The 24,600-nt window shown below is 43.2% G+C and carries 27 protein-coding genes and 1 riboswitch; of the genes, 15 read left to right on the plus strand and 12 right to left on the minus strand.

All coding sequences use genetic code 11. The features are described 5' to 3' along the window. Positions 1 to 6 precede the first annotated feature (6 nt). Together JOD03_RS11770 and JOD03_RS11775 are read right to left on the minus strand one after the other, a co-directional pair. Complete coding sequence (locus JOD03_RS11770; RefSeq protein ID WP_239584970.1) at positions 7 to 762, minus strand: purine nucleoside phosphorylase YfiH/LACC1 family protein; 756 nt, start codon at positions 760 to 762, stop codon at positions 7 to 9. Positions 763 to 776: 14 nt separating this feature from the next. Continuing rightward, entirely contained in the window at positions 777 to 1,991 is a 1,215-nt protein-coding gene (locus JOD03_RS11775; RefSeq protein ID WP_204591372.1) for an EAL-associated domain-containing protein, read from the minus strand. 125 nt (positions 1,992 to 2,116) lie between these two features. On the opposite strand from JOD03_RS11775, the gene JOD03_RS11780 reads away from it, so the two are divergent. The 11 genes from JOD03_RS11780 to JOD03_RS11830 all read left to right on the plus strand — a co-directional run bounded on the left by JOD03_RS11780 (position 2,117) and on the right by JOD03_RS11830 (position 13,196). After that, the gene (locus JOD03_RS11780) at positions 2,117 to 2,851 is read left to right on the plus strand and encodes an MBL fold metallo-hydrolase (RefSeq protein WP_204591374.1); all 735 of its coding nucleotides are present in this window, start codon (positions 2,117 to 2,119) and stop codon (positions 2,849 to 2,851) included. A 13-nt stretch (positions 2,852 to 2,864) separates the two neighbouring features. After that, positions 2,865 to 3,773: an NAD-dependent epimerase/dehydratase family protein gene (locus JOD03_RS11785; protein ID WP_204591376.1), complete on the plus strand. Its 909-nt coding sequence runs from the start codon at positions 2,865 to 2,867 to the stop codon at positions 3,771 to 3,773. A 47-nt stretch (positions 3,774 to 3,820) separates the two neighbouring features. Further along, on the plus strand, positions 3,821 to 4,456 hold the full coding sequence (trhA, locus tag JOD03_RS11790) for a PAQR family membrane homeostasis protein TrhA (RefSeq protein ID WP_204591378.1): 636 nt from the start codon (positions 3,821 to 3,823) through the stop codon (positions 4,454 to 4,456). A 197-nt stretch (positions 4,457 to 4,653) separates the two neighbouring features. Next, complete coding sequence (locus JOD03_RS11795; RefSeq protein WP_204591380.1) at positions 4,654 to 6,183, plus strand: phytoene desaturase family protein; 1,530 nt, start codon at positions 4,654 to 4,656, stop codon at positions 6,181 to 6,183. Beyond that, positions 6,180 to 7,664 carry a phytoene desaturase family protein gene (locus JOD03_RS11800; protein ID WP_204591383.1) on the plus strand — a complete coding sequence of 495 codons (1,485 nt, stop codon included), beginning with the start codon at positions 6,180 to 6,182 and terminating at the stop codon, positions 7,662 to 7,664. Before JOD03_RS11795 ends, JOD03_RS11800 begins: the two co-directional genes overlap by 4 nt. Beyond that, positions 7,633 to 8,466, plus strand: a complete 834-nt coding sequence (locus JOD03_RS11805) for a phytoene/squalene synthase family protein (protein WP_204591385.1) — start codon at positions 7,633 to 7,635, stop codon at positions 8,464 to 8,466. The genes JOD03_RS11800 and JOD03_RS11805 overlap by 32 nt, the downstream gene beginning before the upstream one ends. Positions 8,467 to 8,513: 47 nt before the next feature. Then, positions 8,514 to 9,272: a carotenoid biosynthesis protein gene (locus JOD03_RS11810; RefSeq protein ID WP_204591388.1), complete on the plus strand. Its 759-nt coding sequence runs from the start codon at positions 8,514 to 8,516 to the stop codon at positions 9,270 to 9,272. Beyond that, positions 9,265 to 9,921 carry a lysophospholipid acyltransferase family protein gene (locus tag JOD03_RS11815; RefSeq protein ID WP_204591390.1) on the plus strand — a complete coding sequence of 219 codons (657 nt, stop codon included), beginning with the start codon at positions 9,265 to 9,267 and terminating at the stop codon, positions 9,919 to 9,921. Before JOD03_RS11810 ends, JOD03_RS11815 begins: the two co-directional genes overlap by 8 nt. A 12-nt stretch (positions 9,922 to 9,933) precedes the next feature. Beyond that, a complete protein-coding gene (locus JOD03_RS11820) occupies positions 9,934 to 11,043 on the plus strand; it encodes a glycosyltransferase family 2 protein (protein ID WP_204591392.1) in 1,110 nt (369 codons plus the stop codon). Then, positions 11,040 to 12,515 carry a phytoene desaturase family protein gene (locus JOD03_RS11825; protein WP_204591394.1) on the plus strand — a complete coding sequence of 492 codons (1,476 nt, stop codon included), beginning with the start codon at positions 11,040 to 11,042 and terminating at the stop codon, positions 12,513 to 12,515. Before JOD03_RS11820 ends, JOD03_RS11825 begins: the two co-directional genes overlap by 4 nt. Positions 12,516 to 12,527: 12 nt before the next feature. After that, positions 12,528 to 13,196, plus strand: a complete 669-nt coding sequence (locus tag JOD03_RS11830) for a GNAT family N-acetyltransferase (protein ID WP_204591396.1) — start codon at positions 12,528 to 12,530, stop codon at positions 13,194 to 13,196. 60 nt (positions 13,197 to 13,256) lie between these two features. Here JOD03_RS11830 and JOD03_RS11835 read toward each other — a convergent pair whose 3' ends face one another. From JOD03_RS11835 to hmpA, 3 genes are all read right to left on the minus strand, one after another. After that, positions 13,257 to 13,454, minus strand: a complete 198-nt coding sequence (locus JOD03_RS11835) for a hypothetical protein (protein WP_204591398.1) — start codon at positions 13,452 to 13,454, stop codon at positions 13,257 to 13,259. Between the two features lie 354 nt (positions 13,455 to 13,808). Next, on the minus strand, positions 13,809 to 14,285 hold the full coding sequence (locus JOD03_RS11840) for a DinB family protein (protein WP_204591399.1): 477 nt from the start codon (positions 14,283 to 14,285) through the stop codon (positions 13,809 to 13,811). A 90-nt stretch (positions 14,286 to 14,375) separates the two neighbouring features. Beyond that, a complete protein-coding gene (gene hmpA / locus JOD03_RS11845) occupies positions 14,376 to 15,563 on the minus strand; it encodes an NO-inducible flavohemoprotein (RefSeq protein ID WP_204591401.1) in 1,188 nt (395 codons plus the stop codon). Between the two features lie 149 nt (positions 15,564 to 15,712). Here hmpA and JOD03_RS11850 point away from each other — a divergent pair, with 149 nt between their 5' ends. Further along, positions 15,713 to 16,162, plus strand: a complete 450-nt coding sequence (locus JOD03_RS11850; RefSeq protein WP_204591402.1) for an RrF2 family transcriptional regulator — start codon at positions 15,713 to 15,715, stop codon at positions 16,160 to 16,162. Between the two features lie 19 nt (positions 16,163 to 16,181). Here the strand turns inward: JOD03_RS11850 and JOD03_RS11855 are convergent, their stop codons facing one another. Both JOD03_RS11855 and JOD03_RS11860 read right to left on the minus strand, forming a co-directional pair. Beyond that, positions 16,182 to 16,499: a DMT family transporter gene (locus JOD03_RS11855; RefSeq protein WP_204591403.1), complete on the minus strand. Its 318-nt coding sequence runs from the start codon at positions 16,497 to 16,499 to the stop codon at positions 16,182 to 16,184. Beyond that, on the minus strand, positions 16,499 to 16,822 hold the full coding sequence (locus JOD03_RS11860) for a DMT family transporter (RefSeq protein WP_204591404.1): 324 nt from the start codon (positions 16,820 to 16,822) through the stop codon (positions 16,499 to 16,501). Before JOD03_RS11860 ends, JOD03_RS11855 begins: the two co-directional genes overlap by 1 nt. 53 nt (positions 16,823 to 16,875) lie before the next feature. After that, positions 16,876 to 16,973, minus strand: a riboswitch (guanidine-I (ykkC/yxkD leader). A 60-nt stretch (positions 16,974 to 17,033) separates the two neighbouring features. Between JOD03_RS11860 and JOD03_RS11865 the strand changes: the two genes are divergently transcribed. Then, on the plus strand, positions 17,034 to 17,519 hold the full coding sequence (locus tag JOD03_RS11865; RefSeq protein ID WP_204591405.1) for a methylated-DNA--[protein]-cysteine S-methyltransferase: 486 nt from the start codon (positions 17,034 to 17,036) through the stop codon (positions 17,517 to 17,519). Between the two features lie 20 nt (positions 17,520 to 17,539). Here the strand turns inward: JOD03_RS11865 and mbcS are convergent, their stop codons facing one another. From mbcS to JOD03_RS11885, 4 genes are read right to left on the minus strand one after another with little or no spacing between them, the layout of a single operon-like run. Beyond that, positions 17,540 to 19,117: an acyl-CoA synthetase MbcS gene (gene mbcS / locus JOD03_RS11870; protein WP_204591406.1), complete on the minus strand. Its 1,578-nt coding sequence runs from the start codon at positions 19,115 to 19,117 to the stop codon at positions 17,540 to 17,542. 17 nt (positions 19,118 to 19,134) lie between these two features. Next, positions 19,135 to 19,689, minus strand: a complete 555-nt coding sequence (locus JOD03_RS11875; RefSeq protein WP_204591408.1) for a YIP1 family protein — start codon at positions 19,687 to 19,689, stop codon at positions 19,135 to 19,137. A 16-nt stretch (positions 19,690 to 19,705) separates the two neighbouring features. After that, positions 19,706 to 21,355 (minus strand): sodium:solute symporter family transporter, encoded by a 1,650-nt coding sequence (locus tag JOD03_RS11880; RefSeq protein WP_204591410.1) that lies wholly within the window; start codon positions 21,353 to 21,355, stop codon positions 19,706 to 19,708. Next, positions 21,348 to 21,602 carry a hypothetical protein gene (locus JOD03_RS11885; RefSeq protein WP_204591412.1) on the minus strand — a complete coding sequence of 85 codons (255 nt, stop codon included), beginning with the start codon at positions 21,600 to 21,602 and terminating at the stop codon, positions 21,348 to 21,350. Before JOD03_RS11885 ends, JOD03_RS11880 begins: the two co-directional genes overlap by 8 nt. Positions 21,603 to 21,874: 272 nt before the next feature. Between JOD03_RS11885 and JOD03_RS11890 the strand changes: the two genes are divergently transcribed. Continuing rightward, the gene (locus JOD03_RS11890) at positions 21,875 to 22,057 is read left to right on the plus strand and encodes a hypothetical protein (RefSeq protein WP_204591414.1); all 183 of its coding nucleotides are present in this window, start codon (positions 21,875 to 21,877) and stop codon (positions 22,055 to 22,057) included. A 39-nt stretch (positions 22,058 to 22,096) separates the two neighbouring features. On the opposite strand, the gene JOD03_RS11895 is transcribed toward JOD03_RS11890, so the two are convergent. Continuing rightward, the gene (locus JOD03_RS11895; protein WP_204591416.1) at positions 22,097 to 23,008 is read right to left on the minus strand and encodes a 3-hydroxyacyl-CoA dehydrogenase NAD-binding domain-containing protein; all 912 of its coding nucleotides are present in this window, start codon (positions 23,006 to 23,008) and stop codon (positions 22,097 to 22,099) included. Positions 23,009 to 23,115: 107 nt separating this feature from the next. Between JOD03_RS11895 and JOD03_RS11900 the strand changes: the two genes are divergently transcribed. Beyond that, complete coding sequence (locus JOD03_RS11900; RefSeq protein WP_204591418.1) at positions 23,116 to 24,570, plus strand: potassium/proton antiporter; 1,455 nt, start codon at positions 23,116 to 23,118, stop codon at positions 24,568 to 24,570. The last annotated feature ends 30 nt before the right edge of the window (positions 24,571 to 24,600 follow it).

A 24,600-nucleotide genomic window follows, 5' to 3' on the forward strand; every position in this document is an offset into this window, starting at 1 on the left:
CGTTTTTTACAGTCGGTAAATAAACCCTAGATGGCGTCCTGCCTGTCGATTTTGGCGATACGAAAACCCTTGTTCACTAGTGTACGTACAAACAGTTGATTGTATGATGTTCTCTTCAGGAATACCTGCTCGTAGACATTGCTCTCTGACAACAAGGCCATTGTCGATGTGAAACTTATGCGTGGACTCTTTATAGCGAATAAATGCATCTGCGTAGCCAAGTGCTTTATAACGATCTGCTACATCGACATCGACCTCAAAACGCTCCTCACTTAGGGAGGGACCTATGAAGAGGTGAAGGGTGGAAGCATCTTCTCCTTTTTCACATAGCAGATGTTCGAGAAGTGTGGGTACTAGTTCTTTTACAGTACCTTGCCAACCTGAATGGACGCTGGCAATCAATGTTGACTTCGAACTCCAAAGAAGCAATGGGACGCAGTCTGCTGTGAATGTACCTAATACAATAGAAGGTTCATATGTATACAACGCATCTGTATCCGGAATCGCCGTCGCGGTCTCAAGTACACCGCGTCCTTTATCGCTAGTTTTTACTTCATAATAGTGATTGCTGTGTGTTTGATTAGCAAGTACAAAATGATGTAAAGGTATACCAAGTTGATTGGCAAGATTCCTGCGGTTTGCCAATACAGATGCCGGATTCTCACAACTATGCAGAGCCATATTGTTTGCTTCAGGTAACGTGCCGTCGCGCAGTGTGATGCCGTAATAAACAGAACTAGTGGGTCGGTTTAATTCGTACAAAGACTCATTCCTTTCTAATTCATAAATAAGAAATCGTTCATCGTTATAAATTCATAGCTTAAATCGACAAATAAAAAGTAATTTGCTGTTAACGGGAAACTAAACGTACGTACATATTCACGTGTCTCAATATCGGAATACAAATCGGATAAGCGTCCTTGATTTGTTCGCTGCATGCGCATCATATTTTCTAAAAAGTACGGTCGGAACGCCCAGTTGGAACCACGCACATTTTCTTCGTATCTCCATGAGCCATCCTTCAAACGGAAGTTTGAGGAAACCTGTTTGCCACTCGCATCACAAATATAGAGACGGAAAGTTTCCTTATCAAAAAGCTCCTGCGCTTCTTGGAGTAATTGATCTGCATACACTTCATCTTGCCACTTCGATAGTTTTTTCAATTTGTGATGACAGGCTTCTGTGAATTTCAATCGCTGTGTGATTAGTTCTTTTTCTCGTTCGACAAAAGACTGAATTTGTGAAGGCAAAGAGACGTTGAGTTGAATAGATTCTTGCTGTTCGCAACTTGGTTTCCCTAAATAAAAGCCTTGGTAGTAGTGACCGTTGTTTTTCCACGCAAAGTACAGTTGATTGGCATCTTCAATCATTTCATAGGATAGTACCGCACCGATTCGTCGGGCAAGAACCGATAGCGTATGCAATATGTCTTGGAAGTTTTCGAGATTGGCAGAGCGAGTCAAACTGGTGTCGATTTTTAAGATGTCCGGCCGAAGAGCGCGAATACGATCAATGTTTGAACTGGCACCACCTATATGGTCAATCGCTAAGCGGATTCCGTAAGTTTTATAATAGCGCAAGAGATGATTAAGGCTTTCGAACTCTTCCTCAATGTCATGTTCTGTTACCTCTAATACGAATCGCTTTAATGCAAACCCCTTCTTTTCCTGCACGTGTAGAAAGGCAAGAAATGTCTCATCTTCCTCATCAATCAATTGCTGCGCGGACCGGTTGATCGATAGGTAACCAGGCAAGTCATTCTCTAAAAGATAATCAACAGCCAAACCGATTAAATGGTCATCCAGTTCATTTTTAAACTCTGTTGGAATGTCGCTATCTAGAAAAAAATCTCCGAGAGACGTCCAGTGGTCATCTTCTCTGTAACGGCCAAGTAGTTCGTAGCCGGCAATTTCATGGGTAATTGCACTGACGATTGGTTGAAGGGCTGGGCGGACACGATCTAGTTGGTCCATAATTTGAAGTGCATCCACTAAAATATCCTCCTCACATCTCTAGTAATTTTAGTATTATACCATTTTCACTAGCTAGGAAGAATGCAAAGAATTCGGAAAATGGGTACACTAGAAAAAACGAGTAGAAAAGAGTGGGTGAACAGATGAAGATTACAACAATCGGTATGTGGGGTGGTTATCCTGAAAAAGGTGAAGCGACCTCTTCTTTTTTAGTTGAACAGGATGGCTTTAGTTTAATCGTTGATTGTGGGAGTGCTGTATTGTCTACATTATTAACTATGAAAGACGTGCATGAATTGGATGCATTTCTCATTAGTCACTACCATCCCGACCATATCGCAGACGTAGGCGTATTACAACATGCTGCAATGATTCATAAACAATTAGGAAATCTTCACCACCCGATTCCGATTTATGCACACGCACAGGATTCTGTAGAGTTTTCAAAGCTCAGCTACAAAGGTGTGACAACAGGTATGGAGCTTGAGGCGTATGCAAGCTACTCCATTGGCCCCTTTAAAGTCTCCACTTGCCCCACTGTGCATCCGGTCTATTGTTTAGCTTTTCGTATCGAAGCGGCTGGAAAGGCTGTCGTCTTCACGGCAGATACCGAATGGACAGATGCACTTGTGACGTTCTCACAAGGAGCGAATGTATTAGTTAGTGAATCGAATGTCTACCCGCAGTATGCCGGAAAGATACAAGGTCATTTGACAGGACAACAAGCTGGCTTACTAGCGGCACAGTCGGGTGTTGAACGTTTGGTACTAACACACTTGCCTCAATACGGAGATAGAGAAATTCTTGTTGCCGAAGCGAAAAAAGAATTTTCTGGTCCGGTCGAACTCGCGTATACAAAACAGCAAATTTTATTATAGAAAGGAGTTTACCATGACAACTGCATTGATTTTAGGCGGTACACAATTTGTCGGGAAGCGTCTTGTGAAGCTACTAGTGGAAGATGGGGTGAATGTCACCATCGCAACGAGAGGACGCATGACAGATGACTTTGGAGACTCAGTAAAGCGATTGGTGCTGGACCGCACTGATGATAAAACGATAAAACATGCACTTGAAGATAAGGAATATGATTATGTTTTTGATCACACGTGCTATTCACCGATAGAAGTGCGAGAAGTTTTAGAGGCACTTGGAACGAGAATTGGAAAGTATATTTTCATCTCTTCAGTAGCAGTCTATAATGCGGGTGTGAATCTTAAAGAATCCGACTTTGATCCACGTCACTTTGACATTTACTATAAATCTCGCCATGAATATGCTGGTATGGAAGGGTACCAAGAAGCCAAACGAGCAGCGGAGGCAGTCCTTTATCAACAAGCACCTTGTCCGGTTGTAACAGTGCGTTTTCCGTATGTGGTTGGGGAAGATGATTACACGGAGCGCTTTGCATTTCATGTTCGGGCTGTAGAAGAGGGGAAAGCGATAGGGACGAAAAATCCAGACGCTCGTTTCGGGTTTATTGATTCTGCGGAAGCAGCTGAGTTTTTAAAAGCCTGTGCGCTTTCCGATTATGAAGGCCCGATAAATGCGGGGACAGATGATTCCATCTCATTGCAAGAACTGTTGGAGTATATATCCCGACATCTTGGTAAGAACTATTCGTTCGCGGAAGACTCATTACACAATCAAAGTCCTTATGATTTAGGATTTGATTTGGCTCAGACGACAAAGCATGCATCTAGAAAAGGGTTTTCGTTTTCTTCTTTGCAAGAAGTTTTAGAAAAGCAAATTGAGATTCACCAGACAGATGTCAGAGAAAGTGATGACAGAGGTCACTAGGTGTTGGCGTTTATTTCCTCTAAACTAGAGAGAAGGAGATGACGGTTATGGATACAACACATACATTTACTAAAAGAGAAGAGTTCGTGAATGCACTTATTCATGGATTAGGTATGCTACTTAGCATCTCGGCACTTGTCGTGTTAATTGTTGCAGGTGCAAAAACGGGGAGTGCTTGGCATGTCGTGAGTTTCACAATTTTTGGCGTGTCGATGTTGATTTTGTATTCGGCCTCTACATTGGTCCATAGTTTTCCACAAGGAAAAGCGAAAGACTGGTTTGAATGGCTAGATCATTCATCAATCTATTGGTTTATTGCAGGAACCTACACACCTTTTTTATTCTTAGCAGTAAAAGGTCCTTTAGCATGGGTATTGTTTGGCATCGTGTGGGGTCTGGCAATTGGAGGAACGTTATTTAAATTGTATTTTGTAAAACGGTTCGTCAAATTGTCTACCTTCTTATATGTTGTGATGGGTTGGTTGATTGTGTTTGCTTGGAACCCACTCACAGCCGCAATGACACAAGAAGGTCTCTTCTTATTAATTGCTGGGGGAGTGCTTTATACAGTAGGTGCTATTTTTTATGTGTGGAGAGGGTTTTTATACCACCATGCAGTGTGGCATGTCTTTGTACTTGCAGCAAGTGTCTGTCATTTCTTTTCTGTCTACAGTCTGCTCTAACTAACTTTTATAAGTTTCAAGAGGACTTCCCCATGGGAGTTCTCTTTTTTGTATATACATTATGTCTAATTTTCTTTTACAGTCACATTATGCGAAGGTTAGACAAAAAAACAAAACTTTACAGCGAATCAATAGCCAAAAATCAAAAACGGTTGTATAATCATTGTACAAGTATTGTATAAAGAGGAGGGGCCATCATGAGCAAGAAAATAGCAGTAGTCGGTGCTGGACCAGGTGGTCTTGCGGCGGCTATGTTACTCGCTTCTAAAGGGTTTCAAGTAGTTGTATATGAAAAGAATGAGGTTGTGGGAGGTCGCAACGCTGCCATCGAGATGGACGGTTTCCGCTTTGATATGGGTCCGACATTTTTAAGTATGATTCATATCGTAGATGAATTGTTTGAAGCGGCAGGCCGTAATATGCACGATTATATGGACTTAATCGAACTTCCTGAAATGTATCAATTAACGTTCGACGGGAAGAGAACGCTCGATATGACACGTGACCGAGAAAAAATGAAAGAACGCATTGAAGCTACGTATCCTGGAAATAGCGAAGGATATGATCAATTTTTATATGAGAGTGGGAAGAAATTAGCCGCTTTAACGCCTATTCTTCAATCACGTATGGATAAACTGATTCATTATATGCGTCCATCTGTTGTGAAAGCATTGCCAGAGCTTGAAATTGGAAAAACGCTCTATGATGTACTGAGTCGTTATTTCAATCATGAAGAGCTCAAACTTGCTTTTACATTCCAATCAAAATATCTAGGGATGTCACCATGGGAGTGTCCAGGTGCATTTTCAATCCTTTCCTATATGGAACATGCATATGGTATCTATCACCCAATCGGTGGTGTGAATCAGTTGTCTGCATCCATGGCGAAAGTGGTGGAAGAATACGGTGGGAAAGTACACCTTGGCACAGGCGTCAAAAAGTTTAAATTAGATGGCAAAAAAGTAACGGGACTGCTCTTAGAATCTGGAGAAGAAGTAGAAGTCGATGAAATAGTGGTTAACGGAGATTTTGGGCATGTGATGACAAACCTTGTTGATGAAGGTGTCTTAAAGAAATACTCACGTGAGAATCTAGATAAGAAAAAATACTCTTGCTCCACATTCATGCTCTATTTAGGCCTCGATAAAGTATATGATTTACCGCATCATAACATTATTTTTGCTAAAGACTATAAAACAAATGTGGAAGAAATTACGCACACAAAAAAACTCTCTGCAGACCCATCTATCTATGTTCAAAATGCAAGTGTGACAGATCCGACATTAGCGCCAGAGGGACAATCTGCACTCTATATTTTAGCTCCAGTCCCAAATAACGATAGTAAAATCGGTTGGCAAGAAGAACAGCAAGCCTTCCGTGACTTGGTCATCCGTACAATTGAAGAGAAATCTGAATTCAAGGATCTATCTAAGCATATTGTAAGTGAAAAAGTGTTGACCCCGGTTCACTGGGAAGAAGATATCTCTGTCTTTAAAGGCGCAACATTCAATTTGGGCCATCAACTGTCTCAAATGATGGTATTCCGCCCACACAATAAATTTGAAGAACTAGACGGCGTCTGGTTAGTCGGTGGTGGTACTCACCCTGGCAGTGGCTTACCGACAATTTTGGAGTCTGCACGCATAGTAACCAATGGAATTTTAGCGGAAGAAGGCAAAGAGCGTATACCTGTAGGCCTTTTACCTGCTTGGGAGGGAACAGCATGACGATTGCATTAATCGGTGGTGGAGTAGGCGGTCTCATGACAGCTCTCTATCTGACAGAAGCAGGACACGAAGTTACTATCTATGAAAAAAGTTCAAAACTAGGCGGTCGATTAGCCTTTGTGAAAAATGGAGAGTACAGAATCGACGAAGGTCCGACGATTGTCTTGCTACCTGATATGTTCTTAGACCTGTTGAAAAAAGCGGGGGTGGACACGACAGGCTTACGTTTATTGCGTTGCGACCCTCTTTATTCCATGCAGTTCTCGGACGGAGAAGTGTACACGAAATATGCAGATCCTATTCAGCAGCAACAAGAAATCGAGCGCTTATTTCCTAAAGATGCAGAGGGATTCAAGCAGTTCTTAACAGAAGGCAAGCAACGTTTTGACATTGGGATGACATCCTTTTTAACTAAATCGTTTTCCGTGAAAAAAGACTTTTGGACGTTTACCTCTATACGAAAGCTTCTTGCATTAAAACCATATCAATCTGTAAGTGGATTGATGAAAGGGTATTTCAAAGATTCGCGCCTCCAACAAGCGTATGCATTACAATCTCTTTATATTGGTGGAAACCCGTATCAAGTGCCAGCGATGTATTCTCTTGTCTCTTTCTCAGAGCATGAGCATGGAGTTTACTATTTGCAAGGCGGGTATGCCTCATTAATTCCTTTATTAGATAAGACGCTACGAGCGCGTGGTGTGACTATTCATTTAAATAGTGCTGTTGAAACGATTCACTTAGAGGACGGGAGAGCTACTGGCGTTAAAACGAAAAATGGATCCATTTCACATGACGCAGTAGTTTTTAACGGAGAAATGCCATTTTTGAAGGAACTTTTACCTTCTGTGCCGAATCGTACCTATATACCTTCTTCTAGTTGCTATTTAATGTACATTGGTGTCGATAGCAAGTATGAAAACCGACTTGTACATTCGTACTTGATGGGGCCGGATTTCAAAGGTCATATGGATTCTGTTTTTCGAACAAAAGAATTGCCAAACGAACCTTCAATTTATGTATTCAACCCAAGTGTCATGGACGATTCACTGGCCCCGAAAGGGAAAAGTGTTCTTTATATTCTCGTTCCGGTACCATCGGGTACTGCCATTGAATGGGAGAATGTTAATGATTGGCGAGAGCGTATTTTAGATCGTATAGAAGAAAATGGATTTCCAAACTTGCGTGAACGCACCGAGTGGATGGAGATACGTACACCGGCTACTGCCCAAGCAGAAGGCTATTTCCAAGGTGGAAACTTTGGAATTGCCCCTGTACTTGGCCAATCTGGAGTATTTCGACCACAAGCAAAACCAACAAAATTCAATAACTTGTATGCTGTAGGTGCTTCTACACACCCGGGTGGTGGAATTCCTATCGTGATGCAAGGTGCTTATTTGACCGCACAGACTGTGTTAAATGATTTGACTGTAAAAGGGGGACAACCGGATGAACGTCAAGCAAGCCTACCAAGAGTGTGAACGTGTCATTGCTGAAAATTCCCGCACATTTTACAAGGCCTTTTCCTTACTTCCTAAAGCCGACCGTCTAGCTGTATGGGCAGTCTATGCATTTTGTCGCCGCGTCGATGATCTGGTGGATGAGGGAATCGAACCAGTTTCAAGTCTGCATAAATTTGAGGTGGAGTTCCAGGCTTTCTTAGATGGCAAGTATGATGAAGCGGACCCAATGTGGGTTGCACTGGCGGACGTGTTTAAACGCTATGACATGGACCCGGAGCCGTTTAAAGAGCAACTGAGAGGTCAAGAAATGGATCTCACTATTCATCGCTATAAAACAATCGATGATCTATTAGTGTATTGCTATCACGTGGCAAGTACAGTAGGTCTGATGTTGCTACCAATCCTGGCGCCTGCTCGTAAAAATGAGCTACGCGAAGATGCCATTGCACTTGGTCTTGCGATGCAACTTACAAATATCTTAAGAGACGTTGGAGAAGACCTTGGCCGTGGGCGCATCTATATGCCAACCGATCGTTTGGCACACTTTGAAGTATCCGAATGGTGTATGCGTAAAGGTGTGATTAGTAAAGGGTTTATACAGTCGTGGGAAGAGCTAGCTGTTTTAGCAGAGCGCTACTATGACCAGGCGAACCAGTCTATTCACCTGTATCCAAAACGCTCTCAAATCCCATTAAAGAGTGCTTCTCATTTCTATCGTCATATTCTTTCTACAATTCGGGAGAAAGACTATCGTGTGTTTGATACAAAACACTTTGTATCCGACGAGCAAAAAGCAGAAATTCTAGCTGTTTTACACTAAGCACCCGACTCGGGTGTTTTTTACTAGTCATCAAAGGAGCTGTGTTCATGGAAAAGTGGAAAGATCGAGCATATCAGTTATTTCTCTTCTGGTTTGCAGTGGGAGTCATACTGGTAGGGTTTGATCTCCTACCGTCGTGGTTAGAATGGGCGAATACTGTATTTTTAGTGTTAGCTGGTGTGATGGGGATTTTTTATTTCTTTGCTTTATTTTCTCCAGGAAAAGCACTCGTCATCACACTCATCATTTATATATTTTCATCTTTTATGGAATATTTGGGCTCTGCGTATGGCATTCTGTTTGGCGAGTACGACTACACCGAACGGTTCGGTGCAAAGATTTTTGATATTCCGTTTACAATCGGGTTTGCTTGGTTGCTCGTTATTTCAACGACGCACGCGCTCGCAATGCGTATTACAAAGCGACCCGGTATTGCCACAGTAATTATTTCAAGTTTATCAGCTGTTGTGATGGATTTAATCATTGATCCGGTAGCATTCAAAGCCAATGAATATTGGATTTGGTTTGAGGGTGGTTTATATTATGACATCCCGTGGACCAATTTTATGGGCTGGTTTGTTGTGGCGAGCATTTTGCAAGCACTAATTTGGGTGATGGATTCTGAAAATCCTGCAACTGAATCATTTCCGAAGTGGGAAAAACGTGTGTATTACTTATACGGTATGATGATTTTCATGTTTATGGTTACTGCCGGGGCAGCCGGTCTGTGGCTTGCAATAGGCGTAACATTGGTTGGCGCAGTCATTCTCTATAGTTGGGCAGAGTGGAGGACACGACATGATTAAAGCAAAGCGAAATCCTGTATTTGAGCGTGTGATGCGCCAAGTGACGCTTCCTCAAATTCGTAAACAATTTCATGCTGTTTATTGGAAAGGGCCAGAATTTGATGGCACGCCTTCACTATATATCGCCAATCACTCCTCTTGGTGGGACGGTTTGCTATATTATCATTTGCGCCATACTGTTATTGATCGATCGACACATATTATGATGCACGAAAAAGGATTAAAAAAGTTTTGGTATTTTCGCTATACAGGGGCGTACTCTGTGAACAAACAGTCTCGTAGGGATATTATAGAAGCATTGAACTATTCAAAAGAAGTGATTGAACAAGGGTCCAGTGTGTGGATTTTCCCGCAAGGAGAAGAGTTTTCACAAGAAATACGCCCGCTTGTCTTGGAGACGGGTGTAGGGCACTTAGCCAATCAACTCCCGCAAACCCCTATTATACCGATTACACTGTACTACTGGTTTGGCCATCATAAAAAAGCGGAAGTGGCGATTTTAGCAGGCGAACCACTTTTATTTACTTCTCTTCCAGGGGAGACTCGTAAACAGAAGATGAAAGCGTTAGAAAAACATTTAGAGAAGCAACTGGAACTACTGAAACAAGATGTTGTGTCCGAAAGTTTAGATACATACCGTGCACTATAAGGGGGAATGGAGATGACATGGGATCTATGGTTCAGCGCACTTCTTCTCTTATTTATAGGAATAACGCTTCTGCATGCCGTCGTCTTACCAAGACCGAAACGAGATGCACGAACAAAAGGAGAACCGCTCGTTTCCATCCTCATCCCAATGCGCAATGAATTGGCGAATGTGGAAGGGTTGATTGGTTCGCTACAAAAACAGACGTATAGCAATTTTGAAGTGATTGTTTTAGACGATGAGTCGACGGACGGAACGCGTGAAGCACTTGAAGCAAGTACCGGACACGACAGTCGATTTACAATTAAGCCTGGCGCTCCTAAGCTAGATGGTTGGATCGGGAAGGTATATGCTTGCCATCAACTATCCGGTTACGCAAGTGGCGATTACTTGTTATATGTCGATGCTGACGTACGAATTGAACCGAATGCAGTACAAGATGTGTTGGCTTTTATGCAACACAATAACTTGGCACTGGTATCCGGTTTTTCTCGCTTTCTATTACCAACATGGCTGAACAAACTGCTTGTTCCGATGCAGCACTTCATTGTCTTATTTCACCTTCCGATGGGGCTTGCGCGTTTCACAAAATGGCCTCCTGCTACTGCAGCGCACGGTGGATTTATGTTTTTTGAACGTGATGCCTATGAAGCAATCGGTGGCCATGAATCAGTAAAAGGCGAGATTGTGGAGGACGTGGCGCTTTCAAAACGTATGAAAGCACATGGGCACAAAATGTGGCTTGCCAATATTACCGCTTTTGCTAGTTGCACGATGTACGAAACAAATGAAGACGTTTGGAAAGGCTTCTCAAAAAACATCTTTAACGGGATTGGCAAATCGGTACCACTTGCTGCTGTTATTATGGTGTTTTATGCGAGCTTCTATGTGCTTCCACTTTTCTTGCTAGTTGGTGCGGTTGTAGTTGCAGACCCAAGCTTACTGATTCCGTATGCATTGATTAGCATTCAAGGATTGATTGTTTACGCTACAACAAAAGAACCGCTGTATCTGGCCTTCGCCTTACCTGCATCTGCACTCGCTTTAATTGCTCTACTGGCGAACGCAATGATTTGTTCTATGCAAGGGCAGAAAGTGGAATGGAAAGGCAGGTTTTACGGATGAAGCGAGTAGCCATAATTGGCGCAGGATTAGGAGGTTTGGCAACGGCTATTACTCTTGCCAATGCCGGATTTGAAGTCGATGTGTTTGAAAAGAACACGCATGTCGGTGGAAAATTGATGCCTGTTCAACTCCGCACATATGGGTTTGATTTTGGTCCAAATACGATTACAATGCCGCATGTATTCCGGCAGGTAATTGAACAAACAGGACGGAAATCGGATGACTATTTTACGCTCATCCCATTGAAGCATCATACGACGAATCATTTCCAGGACGGATCGTCTCTTGTCTTTAGTCGTGATAAAGACTTCATGATTGAACAACTAGAGAAAATAGATCCACTTGGAGCCAAAAATTATTTTTCTTTCTTGAAAGAGCTGACACGTCTCTATGAATTATCGGAGACTCATTTCTTTCCAAAGACATTTCGGTCTTGGACAGACTATCTATCCCCAAATCTGGGGTATGCACTAACAAAAGTTCGCCCGTTAGAACCAATGGATCACTTCTTCAAACGCTATTTTTCCAATCCCAATGTACTGCAGGCTTTCGGCAGGTATGCTACGTACATCGGTTCCTCACCGTACCGAGCACCTGCTACTTTTAGTATGATTGCCTACCTTGAGCTGGTCCAAGGCGTGTACACAGTAAAAGGCGGAACGGTTTGTATTGCGCGCGCTTTTCATAAAGTAGCAAAAGAGCTAGGTGTCCGTTTTCACACAAACACAACAATCGATCAAGTAGAAATCACGGATAAGAGAATTACTGCACTGTATTGTGCAGGTGAGCAGGTGTGGTCGGGTGACGAGGTTGTGATGAATGCTGATCTTTTAAAAGCGTATCCAGAACTTGTGGCAGAGCGCGATCGTCCTTCGTTTACAGATAAACAAAGAGATGCTATGGAACCGTCCATTTCAGCCTTTGTCATCTTAGCCGGATTGTCTACTCGTTTGAAAAATGTGAATCACCACACGGTCTACTTTTCACACGATTATGAAGCCGAGTTTGATGCTTTATTCACCCGACAAGAGATGCCAGAAGACCCGACAATCTATTTATGTAACTCAAGCGTGACCGACCGTGATCGCTCACCAGATGGGGACAATTTGTTTATCTTAGTCAATGCTCCGCCACTTCCAAAAGGGGAGAAAGAGCCCTATGACATACATGAATACAAAGAGCATATTTACGACTTACTTGAAAAGAAGGGGCTGCCGATTCGAGATCATTTAGTAGTGGAACGCATCATTCCGCCTTCTGAAATTGCAGAAACGTTCGGTGCCTATCGGGGAGCTCTCTACGGGCTTTCAAGTCACCGGAAACAAGATGCTTTTTTGCGACCTCGTAATAGGAGTCGTGATATTCACAATCTCCATTTTGTCGGAGGCAGTACCCATCCAGGGGGTGGCTCACCGATGGTCACCATGTCTGGTATGAATGTTGCGAATGTCTTGATTCGCGCAAATCGATAGGGGGGAGATAGGGTGTATCAAAAAAAACAATTTGTTTATCAAAACCAAACACCGCGGAAAGTACTAGTTCGTACCTATACGGAACAGGATTTTGAGGAATTGATCCAGATACAACGTGAAAGCTTTCCGCCACCTTTTCCTGATGAATTGTTATGGACCAGAGAGCAATTAGAGAACCACCTTCGTCTTTATCCAGAAGGGGCTCTTTGCGCCGAAGTAGAAGGAAAGCTTGCGGGATCAGTTACAGGTTTACGTGTGAACTATTCTTATGAGGATCCGGATCATACATGGGAAGAAGTCACAGGGGGTGGGGATATTTCTCCCCATCAACCGGATGGCAACACACTCTATGTTGTTGATTTATGTGTGCGACCTGAATTTAGAAGTCTAGATCTTGGCAGGTTACTACTGCAAGGGTTGTATGAACGTGTCATAGCAGACGGTCTTGATCGGTTGCTTGGTGGAGGCAGGATGTCAGGGTATCACCAATATGCAGATGAGTTATCACCAGAACAATACATTGAGTGCGTACTTGAAGGAGAATTGAAAGACCCAGTCATCACCTTTATGCTACGCAGTGGTAGAACTCCGGTACGAATTGTACGAGACTATCTAGAGGATGAAGAATCCCACAATATGGCGATGCTGATGGAATGGAGAAATCCATTTAAATCATCTTAGATGTGGAGAACGCCACTCAAGAAACTCCGAGGAAATCAGACGTGCCCGTGAAGGCGCTCTTCAGCCTTTGCGGGTGCGGCTGATTCCGGAGTGTGTTTCTGGCGTTCGCAACTCGATTTCGTTTAGATGTGGAGCCGACTGTTCAGAAATTGTGCGAGATGACAGCGTGGACTGTGAAGCGTTCTTTGCTTCATGGGCCGCGATGACTTCTTGCGGGATTTCTAGGAGGCGCCACTCGATTTCGTTCAAAGTCGACACACGATGTAGTCGTTGAGTTCCACTGTGGGGCTGCTTTCCGTGGGCGCTGCGTGAGCTTCCTCGTCACAGGCTCCTGCGGGATCTCACGGCAGACTTTGATCCCACTGGAGTCATCCCCTCCATTCCACTCAACTTTAGTTTAGATGTGGAGCCGACTGTTCAGCTATATACCACACAAAGAAGGAGTTTCTCATAAGCGAGAAACTCCTTCTTTATGGTCTTGTCTATTGCTTTTCTGCGCACGCAAGACAGTACAGCTGACCATCAAGTTGCACGCCTTGTAAAAAACCGGCGTCACAATAAACAGTTTTGCCACACTGTACACAACTTCCTACGACTTCTAAAGCATTCATATTAAGCTTTCGCTTCTTCTTTCGTTGGTCCCATTACACCGGGTACCGGTAATCCAGCCTGACGAAGTAAAACCGTCATTTGTCCGCGGTGATGCGTCTGGTGATCAATCATCATGCGCAGAACTTGACCGTTAGTAGTGAGTGCTCCGTGCATATTGACTTCAGTAGTTAAAAACGTATCTGAGAATTCTTGTCCTGCAAGCTCTAAAATATGAGCCGCATATAGTTCATACTGATCAGCAATTTCAGAAGCTGTTTGAGGTTGTTGCATTGACTTTAATGCAGGAAGTTTATGTCCAATCTGTCCCATGAAATAGCTGAGCGCTGTCGTCAGATGCCAACCGAGCCAGCCAAGAGAGTTATGCCCTTCGACAATCGACTGCCCAAGCTTGTCATCTGACATCGCGCGCAACACAGCCGTTGTTCCTTCAGAGCTTCGTTGCCAGTCTGTAATAAAATCTTCTTTTACACGATACATTCCAGTTCCTCCTTTTCAAGTCATCTCTATTAGTATACCTTTCTATAGAAAAAAAGCCTTCTCTCACGTTTTGCAGAGAAGGCAAGAAAATTAAGCAGTAGTGAGCGCTTTGACTGGCATAGCCGGGCCGAAAAACTCATAATGAATTTGCTCTTCGGAGAAGCCAAGTGCAACAAGATTGGCAATCATACTTTCCATGAACCCGACCGGTCCACAAACGTAGATGTCTGCACTTTTCGGAAGCTCAGCGAGTACATCACGTGTGATGAAGGCGTTGTCTGTATCTGAGAAGAAAGATTGATACGTCAGTTCTTCATGTGATGCAGAGAGTTGTTGAAGTTCTTTTACAAATGCAGCTTCTTTCTCACTGCGCGCTGCGTGTAGGAAAGTAATTTCACGAGCAGACGCACTTTGCAACAAGCGTTCTGTCATACTCATTAGTGGCGTGATACCGACACCTCCTGCAAGCATAATAACAGGTGTGCTGCAATCTTCGTTTAGCACAAATTCCCCAGCTGGAGGCGTCACTTCGATCGTGCCGCCTACTTCAAGTTGTTCGTGTAAGTACACGGAGACTTTTCCGTTTGGATCTTGGTCGCTTTCACGTTTTACAGAGATACGGAAAGATTCTTCATCTGCCGCTTTAGACAGACTGTATTGACGAATCATCATATATGTTTCACCTGGGATATGAACGCGAACGGAGATGTATTGTCCAGGTTTGTATGCAGGTACTTTTGAGCCGTCAGCAGGTTGTAAATAAAATGAAGTGATTGCGTCACTCTCTTGAACTTTACCGACGACTTTGAACTCTTTAAATAACTTCCAGCCATTTTGTTGCTGTTCTGCTTTTTTGTACATGCCTGCTTCTACAGAAATAAATACGTCTGCAATAACGCCGTACGCTTCTGCCCAAGCGTTAATGATTTCTGGTGTTGCGGCGTCTCCAAGGACAGTCTTAATCGCTTTTAGTAAATATTCCCCAACTATTGGGTACTGTTCTGGGACGATTCCAAGACTAACGTGTTTATGCGCAATTTGCACAACAGATGGCAAAATAGTTTCTAAATTATCAATATGAACAGCGGCTGCATAAACCGTGTTAGCAAGCGCCGTCTGTTGACGTCCTTTGGCTTGATTTGCATGGTTAAATACATTTAATAGTTCAGGATGTGCCTCGAACAGTGAACGGTAAAATTCAGTTGTAATTGTAGTGCCGTGCTGAGCGAGTACAGGTGCAGTTGCTTTAATGATTGATCTTGTTTCTAGTGATAACATGTGTAAAACAGCTCCTTTTCTCTTATTGATTTCAGCATACTCCTATTCAACGCCGAAACAAATATTAAAAATACCACTTTAAAAAAATAGACACATTTGTTGTCACAAGTTGTTCACCTGTGCGATAGTGAGAGAAAGAGGTGAGAAACATGCGAATGACGATGTATACGGACTTTTCTTTACGTCTGCTTATCTATTTAGCGATTCGACCAACAGGAGAAAAAGCGACGGTGCCTGAAATCGCCGAATCGTATGGGATATCTAAAAATCATTTGATGAAAGTAGCGCAGCATTTAGCGAAACTTGGATACATAGAGAGTACGCGAGGAAGAGGAGGAGGCGTCCGACTACTTCAAGACCCCCAAGCAATCAATGTCGGAAAAGTCGTGCGGCAGATGGAAGACGATTTTCATATAGTAGAGTGTTTTGATCGAGAACGGAATAGTTGTCCAATTACGCCCGTTTGTTCATTAAAACACGCATTAGGAAAGGCGCTTCAAGCTTATTTGGCTGTATTAGATGACTACACATTACAAGATCTAGCGGGAAATCCATTAGAGCTTCTACAATTTTTACGACAAAATAAGGCGGTCACCTGAGAACGGTGACCGCCTTTTGTTATGGACTGACAAGCTTCAATCCAATGACACTTGCAATAATCAATGCCAAAAAGAATAAGCGCATCGGTGCGACAGACTCTTTGTAAAAAATCATTCCTAAAATCGCGCCTCCTGCTGCGCCAATCCCTGTCCAAATCGCATAGGCCATTCCCATTGGTAATGTTTCCATCGCGATGGATAAAAATAAGAAGCTACCGCTAAAGCTAGCAACTAAAAGTAAGGCAGAAGAGAGATTCTTCTTTTCGTGGAGACGAGCCATCATAGCGACGCCCGTCATTTCAAGTAGTCCAGCAACAATCAAAGCAATCCAAGCCATTATGATTCAGCTCCTTGTGTCGTCTGTTTAAGTCCAATGATTCCAAGTAACAATACTCCGACTAAAACAACTTGCATAAATCCAAGTGGCTGGCCAAACAATGCTGCGTCCATTAGGACAGTTCCTACCGTCCCGAGTCCTACAAATACTGCATACGCTGTGCCTACGGGTAAGTAACGTCCAGATCGTATTAATAGACCGAAACTAATTATGATTGCGACAATCGTTAGTGCCCATTCTCCAAAACTTGCCGCGTGCTTCAATCCAATTACCCAGCCGACTTCAAATACAGCAGCGACGATTAATAAACCCCATTCTTTCATCTTTTTCCGTCTCCTCTCAAAAGTAAAAGCCTGAAAGACACTGCTTCCGCAGTATCTCCCAGGCTTTTGTCCCTCCGTGTACATGGCCAAGCCATGCGTTTTCTCTCGGACCAGTCAAAGCAGTGCTTCCGGAACCCTAGAAAACTTTCGTGTCTTTCAGTTGCTCATAGTATACTAAATCTAACTAAAAAAGAAAAGGGAGAGGGTCTACATGCAACAAGTCGATTACCTCACACCAATTGGTCGATTGGTGATTACAGGAGACGAGGAAGCCGTCTATAGTGTGCTATTTGAAGAGGGAGAGACACTTGACTATCCGGTAACAGATGGACTTTCCACTCCACTAAAAACAGCGTATGAGGAGATAGATGCGTATTTTCAGGGGACAGGGAAGGCGTTCACGTTTAAAATGGCTCCTCAAACTGGAACACCTTTTCAACGAGAAGTATGGGAAAGTTTGAAGACGATTCCGTATGGTGAGACGGGTTCGTATCTTCAAATTGCCACTACCATTAACCGCCCGAAAGCCGTGCGCGCAGTTGGTGGGGCCAATGGACGAAATCCATTTACAGTTGTACTGCCTTGTCATCGCATCATTGGAGCAAGTGGCAAGATGGTCGGATACACAGGAGGCCTATGGCGAAAAGAATGGCTCCTTGCGCATGAACAAAAACATAAAACCAGTTTGGCCGATTAAGTGGCCAAACTGGTTTTTCATTACTTCACAGGTGTACGCAGTTCCACTCGACGAATCTTTCCGGAAGTCGTCTTCGGAAGTTCATCAATGAACTCTACGATACGTGGATATTTGTAAGGGGCTGTGATTTCTTTTGTATGCGTTTGAAGTTCTTTCACAAGAGCGTCTTTATCTGGGTATTGATCGGCATCACGAAGAACGATAAAAGCTTTCACGACGCTTCCACGAATCTCATCCGGAGCGGCTACTACCGCACATTCGCGAACTGCTGGATGCTTTGTAAGAGCATCTTCGACTTCGAAAGGACCGATTGTATAACCAGAACTGATGATGATATCATCACTACGCCCTTCAAACCAGAAGTAACCGTCCTCGTCTTTCGTTGCTTGGTCACCCGTTAAGTACCAGTCGCCGCGATAAGCAGCAGACGTGCGGTCTTTATCATTGTAATACCCTCGGAACAAAGCAGGTGCTGTCTTATGCACTGCGATGTCTCCCACTTCTCCCGATTTTACAGGGTCCCCAAATTCATTAATGACATCCACTTGATTGCCTGGAGTTGGTTTCCCCATTGAACCTGGACGAACTTCCATGTCCTGTAAAGTCCCAACAAGTAATGTGTTTTCAGTCTGACCATAGCCATCACGCACGTTTAAGTTGAATGCGTCTTGGAAAGCTTCGATGACTTGTCGGTTCAGTGGCTCTCCTGCAGATACGGCACTGCGAAGGGCATGTAAATCATAGGACTTTAGATTCTCTACTTTGGCAATGATTCGGTATTCTGTTGGCGTACAGCAAAGAACATTGATTTTCTCGTCTTGCAAAATCTGTAGATAGGTCTCTGCATCAAAACCACCGTGGTAAACAAAAGCGGTTGCGCCAAGTGTGATAGTCGATAAGAATGGACTCCAAATCCATTTCTGCCAACCAGGTGCTGCAGTTGCCCAGACGACATCTCCCTGTTGAACGCCTAACCATTCTGTTGCTGCTGTGCGCACATGAGCGTATCCCCAAGCGTGGACATGTACCACGCCTTTTGGATTTCCTGTCGTGCCTGAAGTGTATGAGAGGAATGCCATATCTTCACGATGTGTATCTTCCCCAGAATAGTCTTCTGGCTGACCAGCAGCCAGCTCTTCTAATGATACCCAGCCATCTTCTTGACCACCAACGATGAACTTGTTGTCTAGCGCAGGGTAGCTCTCTGTAATTAAGTTCGTTTCAGCAGTCGTTTTGTGAAACGCAACGATACCTTTTGCACCGGAATGTTCCATGCGGTATGTTAAATCTTTTTTACGAAGCATCTCCGAACACGGGATAGCGACAATACCCGCACGTAATGCAGCAAGATAAGTCATGTAGGCCTCTGGAATTCGTGGAAGGATAATCAATAAGCGATCTCCTTTTTCGATTCCGCGACTTTTAAAAGCTTGCGCATACTGGTTCATCTTACTAAAAAGTTCTTTGTACGAAACGTCTCGGCGGTTTCCTTGATCATCCATCCAACGAATAGCAAGACGTGATTCATCGTTTCTGTAGGCTTCTAATTCACTTGTGATATTGTACTGTTCTGGTGCAAGTAAGTGGTCAAAGTTCATAGGTGATTCCTCCAGTTTCATGATGTGATAGCGCCTGTTGGCACGACTAAATAATAAATACTAACGAAGAAAACAAATACAGTAATGGCGGCAATACCTGCTTTTACTTTTGAGAATTGCTGTGTCGTCTGCAACGTTTTCCAATGGAAAATAAGCATCCAAAACACGCCAATAGTTGCAAGTACAATGCCGAGTGCGTTCATCTGCCATCCAGTTAAAAGCGGGACAGCTAGAAGTCCTGGGAGCAAGCTGATGGAAACGAAGGGACGAATTCTCCCCATCACACCTTCGCCACCAAAGCCTCGAGCACCTGCCCAGACAACTAAAGTCAGACCTATTCGGGTAAGCCATGCCATCATCAGTCCTGAAACCATGAAAATCAATGGGACAATTGCCCATTTGAGTGCAGGTGTTTCAAAACTCAGGATGTAAGACCTGTTGGCTATGAGTAAAAGACTCCCATATAAAAGCCCCGTCAAGAGCAGCACAAGGCCGCCCTGGACGTGTGACTTTTCAGAAGAGGAAAAGTTCTTGAACGCAGAATCACGTAGCGTCAACAGTTGTAAGATCATGATGGTTCCTCCTTTTTTACATGCCCCACGGTAAAAGGGCCCAAATTGCTACAGCTAATGAAATTGCTACAGTAATGAATGCCCCAATCGTAGAGTTGTAGCGGTACGACTGCACATCTTTCCATCCGTGAATCGATTCAACCAACTTCTCGTCACGATCGCGCGTTAAATTCTTTTGAAGTGCAGGAATACGGTTCGTAATGTATGAGACAACAATCAATAAGATAAAGCTGATTGGCACAGCAAGCATTGCACCTGATAAGCCCATGCCATCCGTTACAGCGTGCCCAGTCAAAGCAAGACTTGGGAACACGAAAGGTGAGACGGCAATATAAATCGCTCCCCCGACAATAGAAGCAGCCATGGCCCCGTACTTGTTTGCTTCTTTCCACCAAACGCCGACAATGATCAAAGGTGCATTGGTGACACCTGCTAATCCAAATGCCCATAGTATACTTACAACGAGGAAGGCAGGTGGTTCAATTGCTAACAAGATACTGATGAACCCACCTACAAAGATTGCGATATAGCTTAGACGATAGTTTAAGCGTTCATGAATATTCGGTTTAAGGGTCTTGATAATATCTTGAGAAAGAAGAGCTCCGATAGCTAGCAAGTTTCCGCTTAGTGTTGATACACCCGCTGAAATCGCACCTGCAATTACAAGAGCAGTGACCCATTCCGGATTGTAAGCAAGGTTCAAAATGATTGTTAATTTATCTGCATCACCTTCCGCGATGTTCAGACCTTCTACGCTTGTTGCATAAACGCCAGTGAAGCCCATCGCGTACGTAGCGGAGAACACAAGACCAAGAACAAAGGCAAACCACACCATTGCGCTGCGAGCACTCTTTAAGCTCGAGGATGTATAAACACGCATTGCTAAGTGAGGTAACCCTAAAGCACCAATTGTTAATGCAGGAATAACTGAGAAATACCATTTGGTTGGGTACTGGTAGTCAAAGAAATCCGGTACGGCTTGCAGCATCGCAGGGACCATATCTGCATAAAGAAGTGGTGGGAAGAACCAACCTTCTGTTCCAATAGCTTTCATAATAGCGCCGAGAGGTACGATAAACATAAGCGTCATGATGACCATTTGAATAGCGGCATTGTTTGTTGCACCAGCCATTCCGCCGACAGTTATGTAACCTACAATAATTAATCCACCTACAAACAAACCTGTTAAATACGGAATGCCGAGAAGCGTTTCAAACGTAACCGCAATCCCGATCATCTGTCCAAGTGCATACATGATAGAGACTAAAATCATAAAGAGAGCGGCGATGATAGAAGCTTTCACTCCATAACGTTCACGTACAAAGTGTGTCGGTGTGAAGGCACCCATACGGCGAAGTGATGTTCCATAAATGATAGTGATCAATGGTATCGCTAAAATCAATTGAATCCATAACATGATAAATGGAACTTTCAAGTTTAAAATAAGTGCGGTAATTCCTAAGAATGTGGCTAAACTCATATAAGTGGAGGCCATGGCAAGTCCATTTGTAAAGGCTCCAACATTTCCGCCACCTAAGTACAAGTCTTTTGCTGACTTTGCTTTTCGGTTAGATAAATACCCTACTACATAAAAAAGTAAGAAAGTTAGTGCTACCACGACCAACCCTAAAATCGGATTGGATAACTGCCATGTGCCATCAGTCATGTTTCACGCCTCCTTCAATCTCCGCATCAATTTCATCATCAATCCGGTTACCGATTTTACCAGCAATGATTGTTAAGAAGAAGACTCCGAACCAACCCATCAGAATGGGAATGATGTACGTGACTGGAAAGCCAAATAACATGGCATCCGTTGGAAAAATAGAGAAGAATAGGCCAGCATTCCCCATGACAACAAAAGCGAGTGCCATCCAAATCGTAAAGCGAACTTCTTTTTTGTAAGCTTTCATAGTGTTCCCCCTTATTCATGTGTACTTTCTCCAAGATGTGACCGAGCGTTCGTTCATTTTACGACTGAGCGTTCGCTCAAAATCAGACCAAGCAATCCCCATTGCTTTTTAAAAAGTCTCTTTGATTGTAAGCGGTTTCCCAAAACACAGTCAACCTATTTTTTTATTATTTAAACTATTTAAATAATTATTTGATAGAAACTAATAAACGATTAAAATTTAGTGAAAATGGGTATGTAATTGGTAACAACTAATTGAGGTGAGGTGATTGGATGTTCCGAGAAGAAAAGAAAAATGAAGACTACACGACGAATGAAGATGAACATAAAAAACGAGTGATCAGAGAACTTGAGGATAAAAAACTCAAGCTATCTTCAAATGATATGGATGCTGACAAAAATGAAGACACGGAAGTAGTAGATCCTCAACCGCGGATCAATACGGAGAATTTATAATAAAGAGCCCCTTGCCAATCAAGCTGCAAGGGGTTTTTGTTATGTAGAGCGAAGTTTTAAAATACCGAGTTGCCCTTTGTCACGTTTCTGTGCAAGCTCTGTCAGAGTAGACGTGCCATAAGACTGTTCAGCGAGTTGCCGGAGGTTAGCTTGTGTCTTTTCATCCAAAACCAACTGACCTTGATGAGCCCATGACTTTTCCATCGTAGGTCCTAAGTGTTTCATGAAAGCACCTGCTCCACCTTCACCGCCACCTAAATGCATGCCGAGCATCGGACCAGTTACAGCCCAGCGCAGTCCAATTGAATCTTTGACGATTTCATCCATTTCGGCCATCGTGACAACTCCTTCATTTGCGAGGTGCATCGCTTCGCGAAGTAGTGCAAATTGAAGGCGGTTTGCCACGAATCCGAAGATTTCTTTCTTGATCAACTGCGGTTGTTTACCAAGTGATGCATAGAATTGCATCGCTTGGTCAATCGTTTCTTCAGAAGTGGAACTGCCCGGTACGACTTCTACTAACGGCATAATGAGTGGGGGGTTAAACGGATGGCCAATCGCCACTCTAGATGCATCGTTCATCAATTGTGAAATCTCACTTGCAGGTAGCGTGGAAGAAGATGAAAAGAATAGTGTATGTTCTGGCGCATATCGTTCCATATCTGCATACAATTGCTGTTTAAACGATAGATTCTCTGGACCATTTTCTTGTACGATGTCTGCTTGCTGTACCGCTTCTTTAAGTGATGTTGTGAGTTTCAGTTGCCCTTGTTCATGTAAACCTAAAGAATCCAGCGTAGGTTTTAGTGCTTCTTGGTGACGTTGCCAAATTGCGGGTAAGTCTTCACGAATATCTGTGAGTGTCACAGAGTGCCCGTGACTCAAAAATAAACTAGTCCAGGATAAACCGATTGTTCCGGCACCTACTACAGTTACTGCTTTTTTAATCATTTGAAAGACCTCCTTTTCTTAATCCTATCATAAAGACTATCAATTGTTTCCTATACCTTAGAGCGGTATAATTACAGGTATCTAAATGTTTAGGAAGGGGATGACGAATGACATTTACCGTCGACTCAGCAATATTTGTATTATCAATTTTACTGATAGTAGGTGTAGCGACAACCAAATTTTCATCTCGTCTTGGATTACCATCTCTTGTTCTTTTTATTGGTGTAGGAATGATTGCAAGTCAATACATTTATTTTGATAATGCAAAAATCACACAACTTGTAGGGATCCTTGCGCTTATTGTTATTTTGTTTGAGGGAGGAATGCAAACAAAATGGCGGACGATGCGAACGGTTCTTCCTGCTGCAACCTCACTCGCGACTATTGGAGTGCTCCTTACAACAGTCGGGATTGGTGTTGTAGCCAAGTTTGTTCTAGGCCTCTCATGGTTAGAGGGGATGTTATTTGGTGCAATTGTAGGATCTACGGATGCTGCAGCTGTTTTTGCTGTTCTTGGGAATAAAAATATCAAACCGAACATCACATCTACACTTGAAGTAGAATCCGGAACGAACGATCCGATGGCAGTATTTTTAACGATTACATTTATTAGCTTGATCCAAGCAGAGGCGGGGCCGTTGCTCTCATTAATTGGCTCATTCTTTTGGCAGATGGGAATCGGTTTACTAGTCGGTCTCTTAATTGGGCGACTTTCGGTATGGGCCATCAATAAGATCAATCTCGATTCTTCTGGTCTCTACCCTGTTCTCGCAATGGGGTTTGCTATTTTCACATATGCTTTTACAACTGCGATCGGAGCAAGTGGGTTACTTGCAGTTTATGTAATGGCTGTGGTCCTTGGAAATATGGATCTAACCTATCGCCACTCAATTTTCCGTTTCAATGAAGGGTTTGCGTGGATGATGCAAATTTGTATGTTTATATTGCTTGGTCTGCTCGTATTTCCAAATCAGTTACGAGACGTGATTTGGCAGGGGCTTTTACTTGCTCTTATTTTAATGTTCGTAGCACGACCTCTTGGGGTTTACATTAGTTTGTTGTTTAGCCAATTTAATGCAAAGGAAAAACTCTTCATTTCCTGGGCAGGTTTACGCGGAGCAGTCCCAATCGTATTGGCCACCTATCCACTACTAGCGGGATTAGAGAATGCTGATTTATTGTTCAATGTTGTATTTTTCGTAGTTTTACTTTCTGCATTATTCCAAGGAGCAACTTTAACGCCTTTTGCAGAGAAGCTGGGGTTAGTGGGCCCGAAAACTATTCAAGTACCCCATAGTTTAGAGTTGGTCTCAATAGGAAAAACAAATACAGAAATCATTGAAATCGTGATTGAAGAGAATGCTACAATTGTCGGGCAAGAGCTAAAGAATGTAGAGCTTCCGACCGATACACTCATTACCGCGGTAATTCGTGGTAACCGTGTAATTACACCTCGTGGAGACACTTTTATTGAAGCGGGAGATGTACTGTATGTATTGGTACCGAAAACGAATCGTTCTGCAATCAAGAAATTGTTTAGACAGTCAGAAAACGAGCAGTAACTTGATTTACAGAAAAATGATAAAATTAAG

Source organism: Chryseomicrobium aureum (genome assembly GCF_016909155.1).
GTDB lineage: Bacteria > Bacillota > Bacilli > Bacillales_A > Planococcaceae > Chryseomicrobium > Chryseomicrobium aureum.

Coding starts and splice junctions, on each gene's coding strand:
- JOD03_RS11885 (WP_204591412.1), bottom strand. CDS start 21,602: ATGAAAGCTTACAAAAAAGAAGTTCGCTTTACGATTTGGATGGCACTC.
- JOD03_RS11860 (WP_204591404.1), bottom strand. CDS start 16,822: ATGAAAGAATGGGGTTTATTAATCGTCGCTGCTGTATTTGAAGTCGGC.
- JOD03_RS11810 (WP_204591388.1), top strand. CDS start 8,514: ATGGAAAAGTGGAAAGATCGAGCATATCAGTTATTTCTCTTCTGGTTT.
- JOD03_RS11795 (WP_204591380.1), top strand. CDS start 4,654: ATGAGCAAGAAAATAGCAGTAGTCGGTGCTGGACCAGGTGGTCTTGCG.
- trhA (WP_204591378.1), top strand. CDS start 3,821: ATGGATACAACACATACATTTACTAAAAGAGAAGAGTTCGTGAATGCA.
- JOD03_RS11825 (WP_204591394.1), top strand. CDS start 11,040: ATGAAGCGAGTAGCCATAATTGGCGCAGGATTAGGAGGTTTGGCAACG.
- JOD03_RS11850 (WP_204591402.1), top strand. CDS start 15,713: ATGCGAATGACGATGTATACGGACTTTTCTTTACGTCTGCTTATCTAT.
- JOD03_RS11815 (WP_204591390.1), top strand. CDS start 9,265: ATGATTAAAGCAAAGCGAAATCCTGTATTTGAGCGTGTGATGCGCCAA.
- JOD03_RS11865 (WP_204591405.1), top strand. CDS start 17,034: ATGCAACAAGTCGATTACCTCACACCAATTGGTCGATTGGTGATTACA.
- mbcS (WP_204591406.1), bottom strand. CDS start 19,117: ATGAACTTTGACCACTTACTTGCACCAGAACAGTACAATATCACAAGT.
- JOD03_RS11780 (WP_204591374.1), top strand. CDS start 2,117: ATGAAGATTACAACAATCGGTATGTGGGGTGGTTATCCTGAAAAAGGT.
- JOD03_RS11895 (WP_204591416.1), bottom strand. CDS start 23,008: ATGATTAAAAAAGCAGTAACTGTAGTAGGTGCCGGAACAATCGGTTTA.
- JOD03_RS11805 (WP_204591385.1), top strand. CDS start 7,633: ATGAACGTCAAGCAAGCCTACCAAGAGTGTGAACGTGTCATTGCTGAA.
- JOD03_RS11785 (WP_204591376.1), top strand. CDS start 2,865: ATGACAACTGCATTGATTTTAGGCGGTACACAATTTGTCGGGAAGCGT.
- JOD03_RS11875 (WP_204591408.1), bottom strand. CDS start 19,689: ATGATCTTACAACTGTTGACGCTACGTGATTCTGCGTTCAAGAACTTT.
- JOD03_RS11890 (WP_204591414.1), top strand. CDS start 21,875: ATGTTCCGAGAAGAAAAGAAAAATGAAGACTACACGACGAATGAAGAT.
- JOD03_RS11900 (WP_204591418.1), top strand. CDS start 23,116: ATGACATTTACCGTCGACTCAGCAATATTTGTATTATCAATTTTACTG.
- JOD03_RS11820 (WP_204591392.1), top strand. CDS start 9,934: ATGACATGGGATCTATGGTTCAGCGCACTTCTTCTCTTATTTATAGGA.
- JOD03_RS11840 (WP_204591399.1), bottom strand. CDS start 14,285: ATGTATCGTGTAAAAGAAGATTTTATTACAGACTGGCAACGAAGCTCT.
- JOD03_RS11800 (WP_204591383.1), top strand. CDS start 6,180: ATGACGATTGCATTAATCGGTGGTGGAGTAGGCGGTCTCATGACAGCT.
- JOD03_RS11855 (WP_204591403.1), bottom strand. CDS start 16,499: ATGGCTTGGATTGCTTTGATTGTTGCTGGACTACTTGAAATGACGGGC.
- JOD03_RS11880 (WP_204591410.1), bottom strand. CDS start 21,355: ATGACTGATGGCACATGGCAGTTATCCAATCCGATTTTAGGGTTGGTC.
- hmpA (WP_204591401.1), bottom strand. CDS start 15,563: ATGTTATCACTAGAAACAAGATCAATCATTAAAGCAACTGCACCTGTA.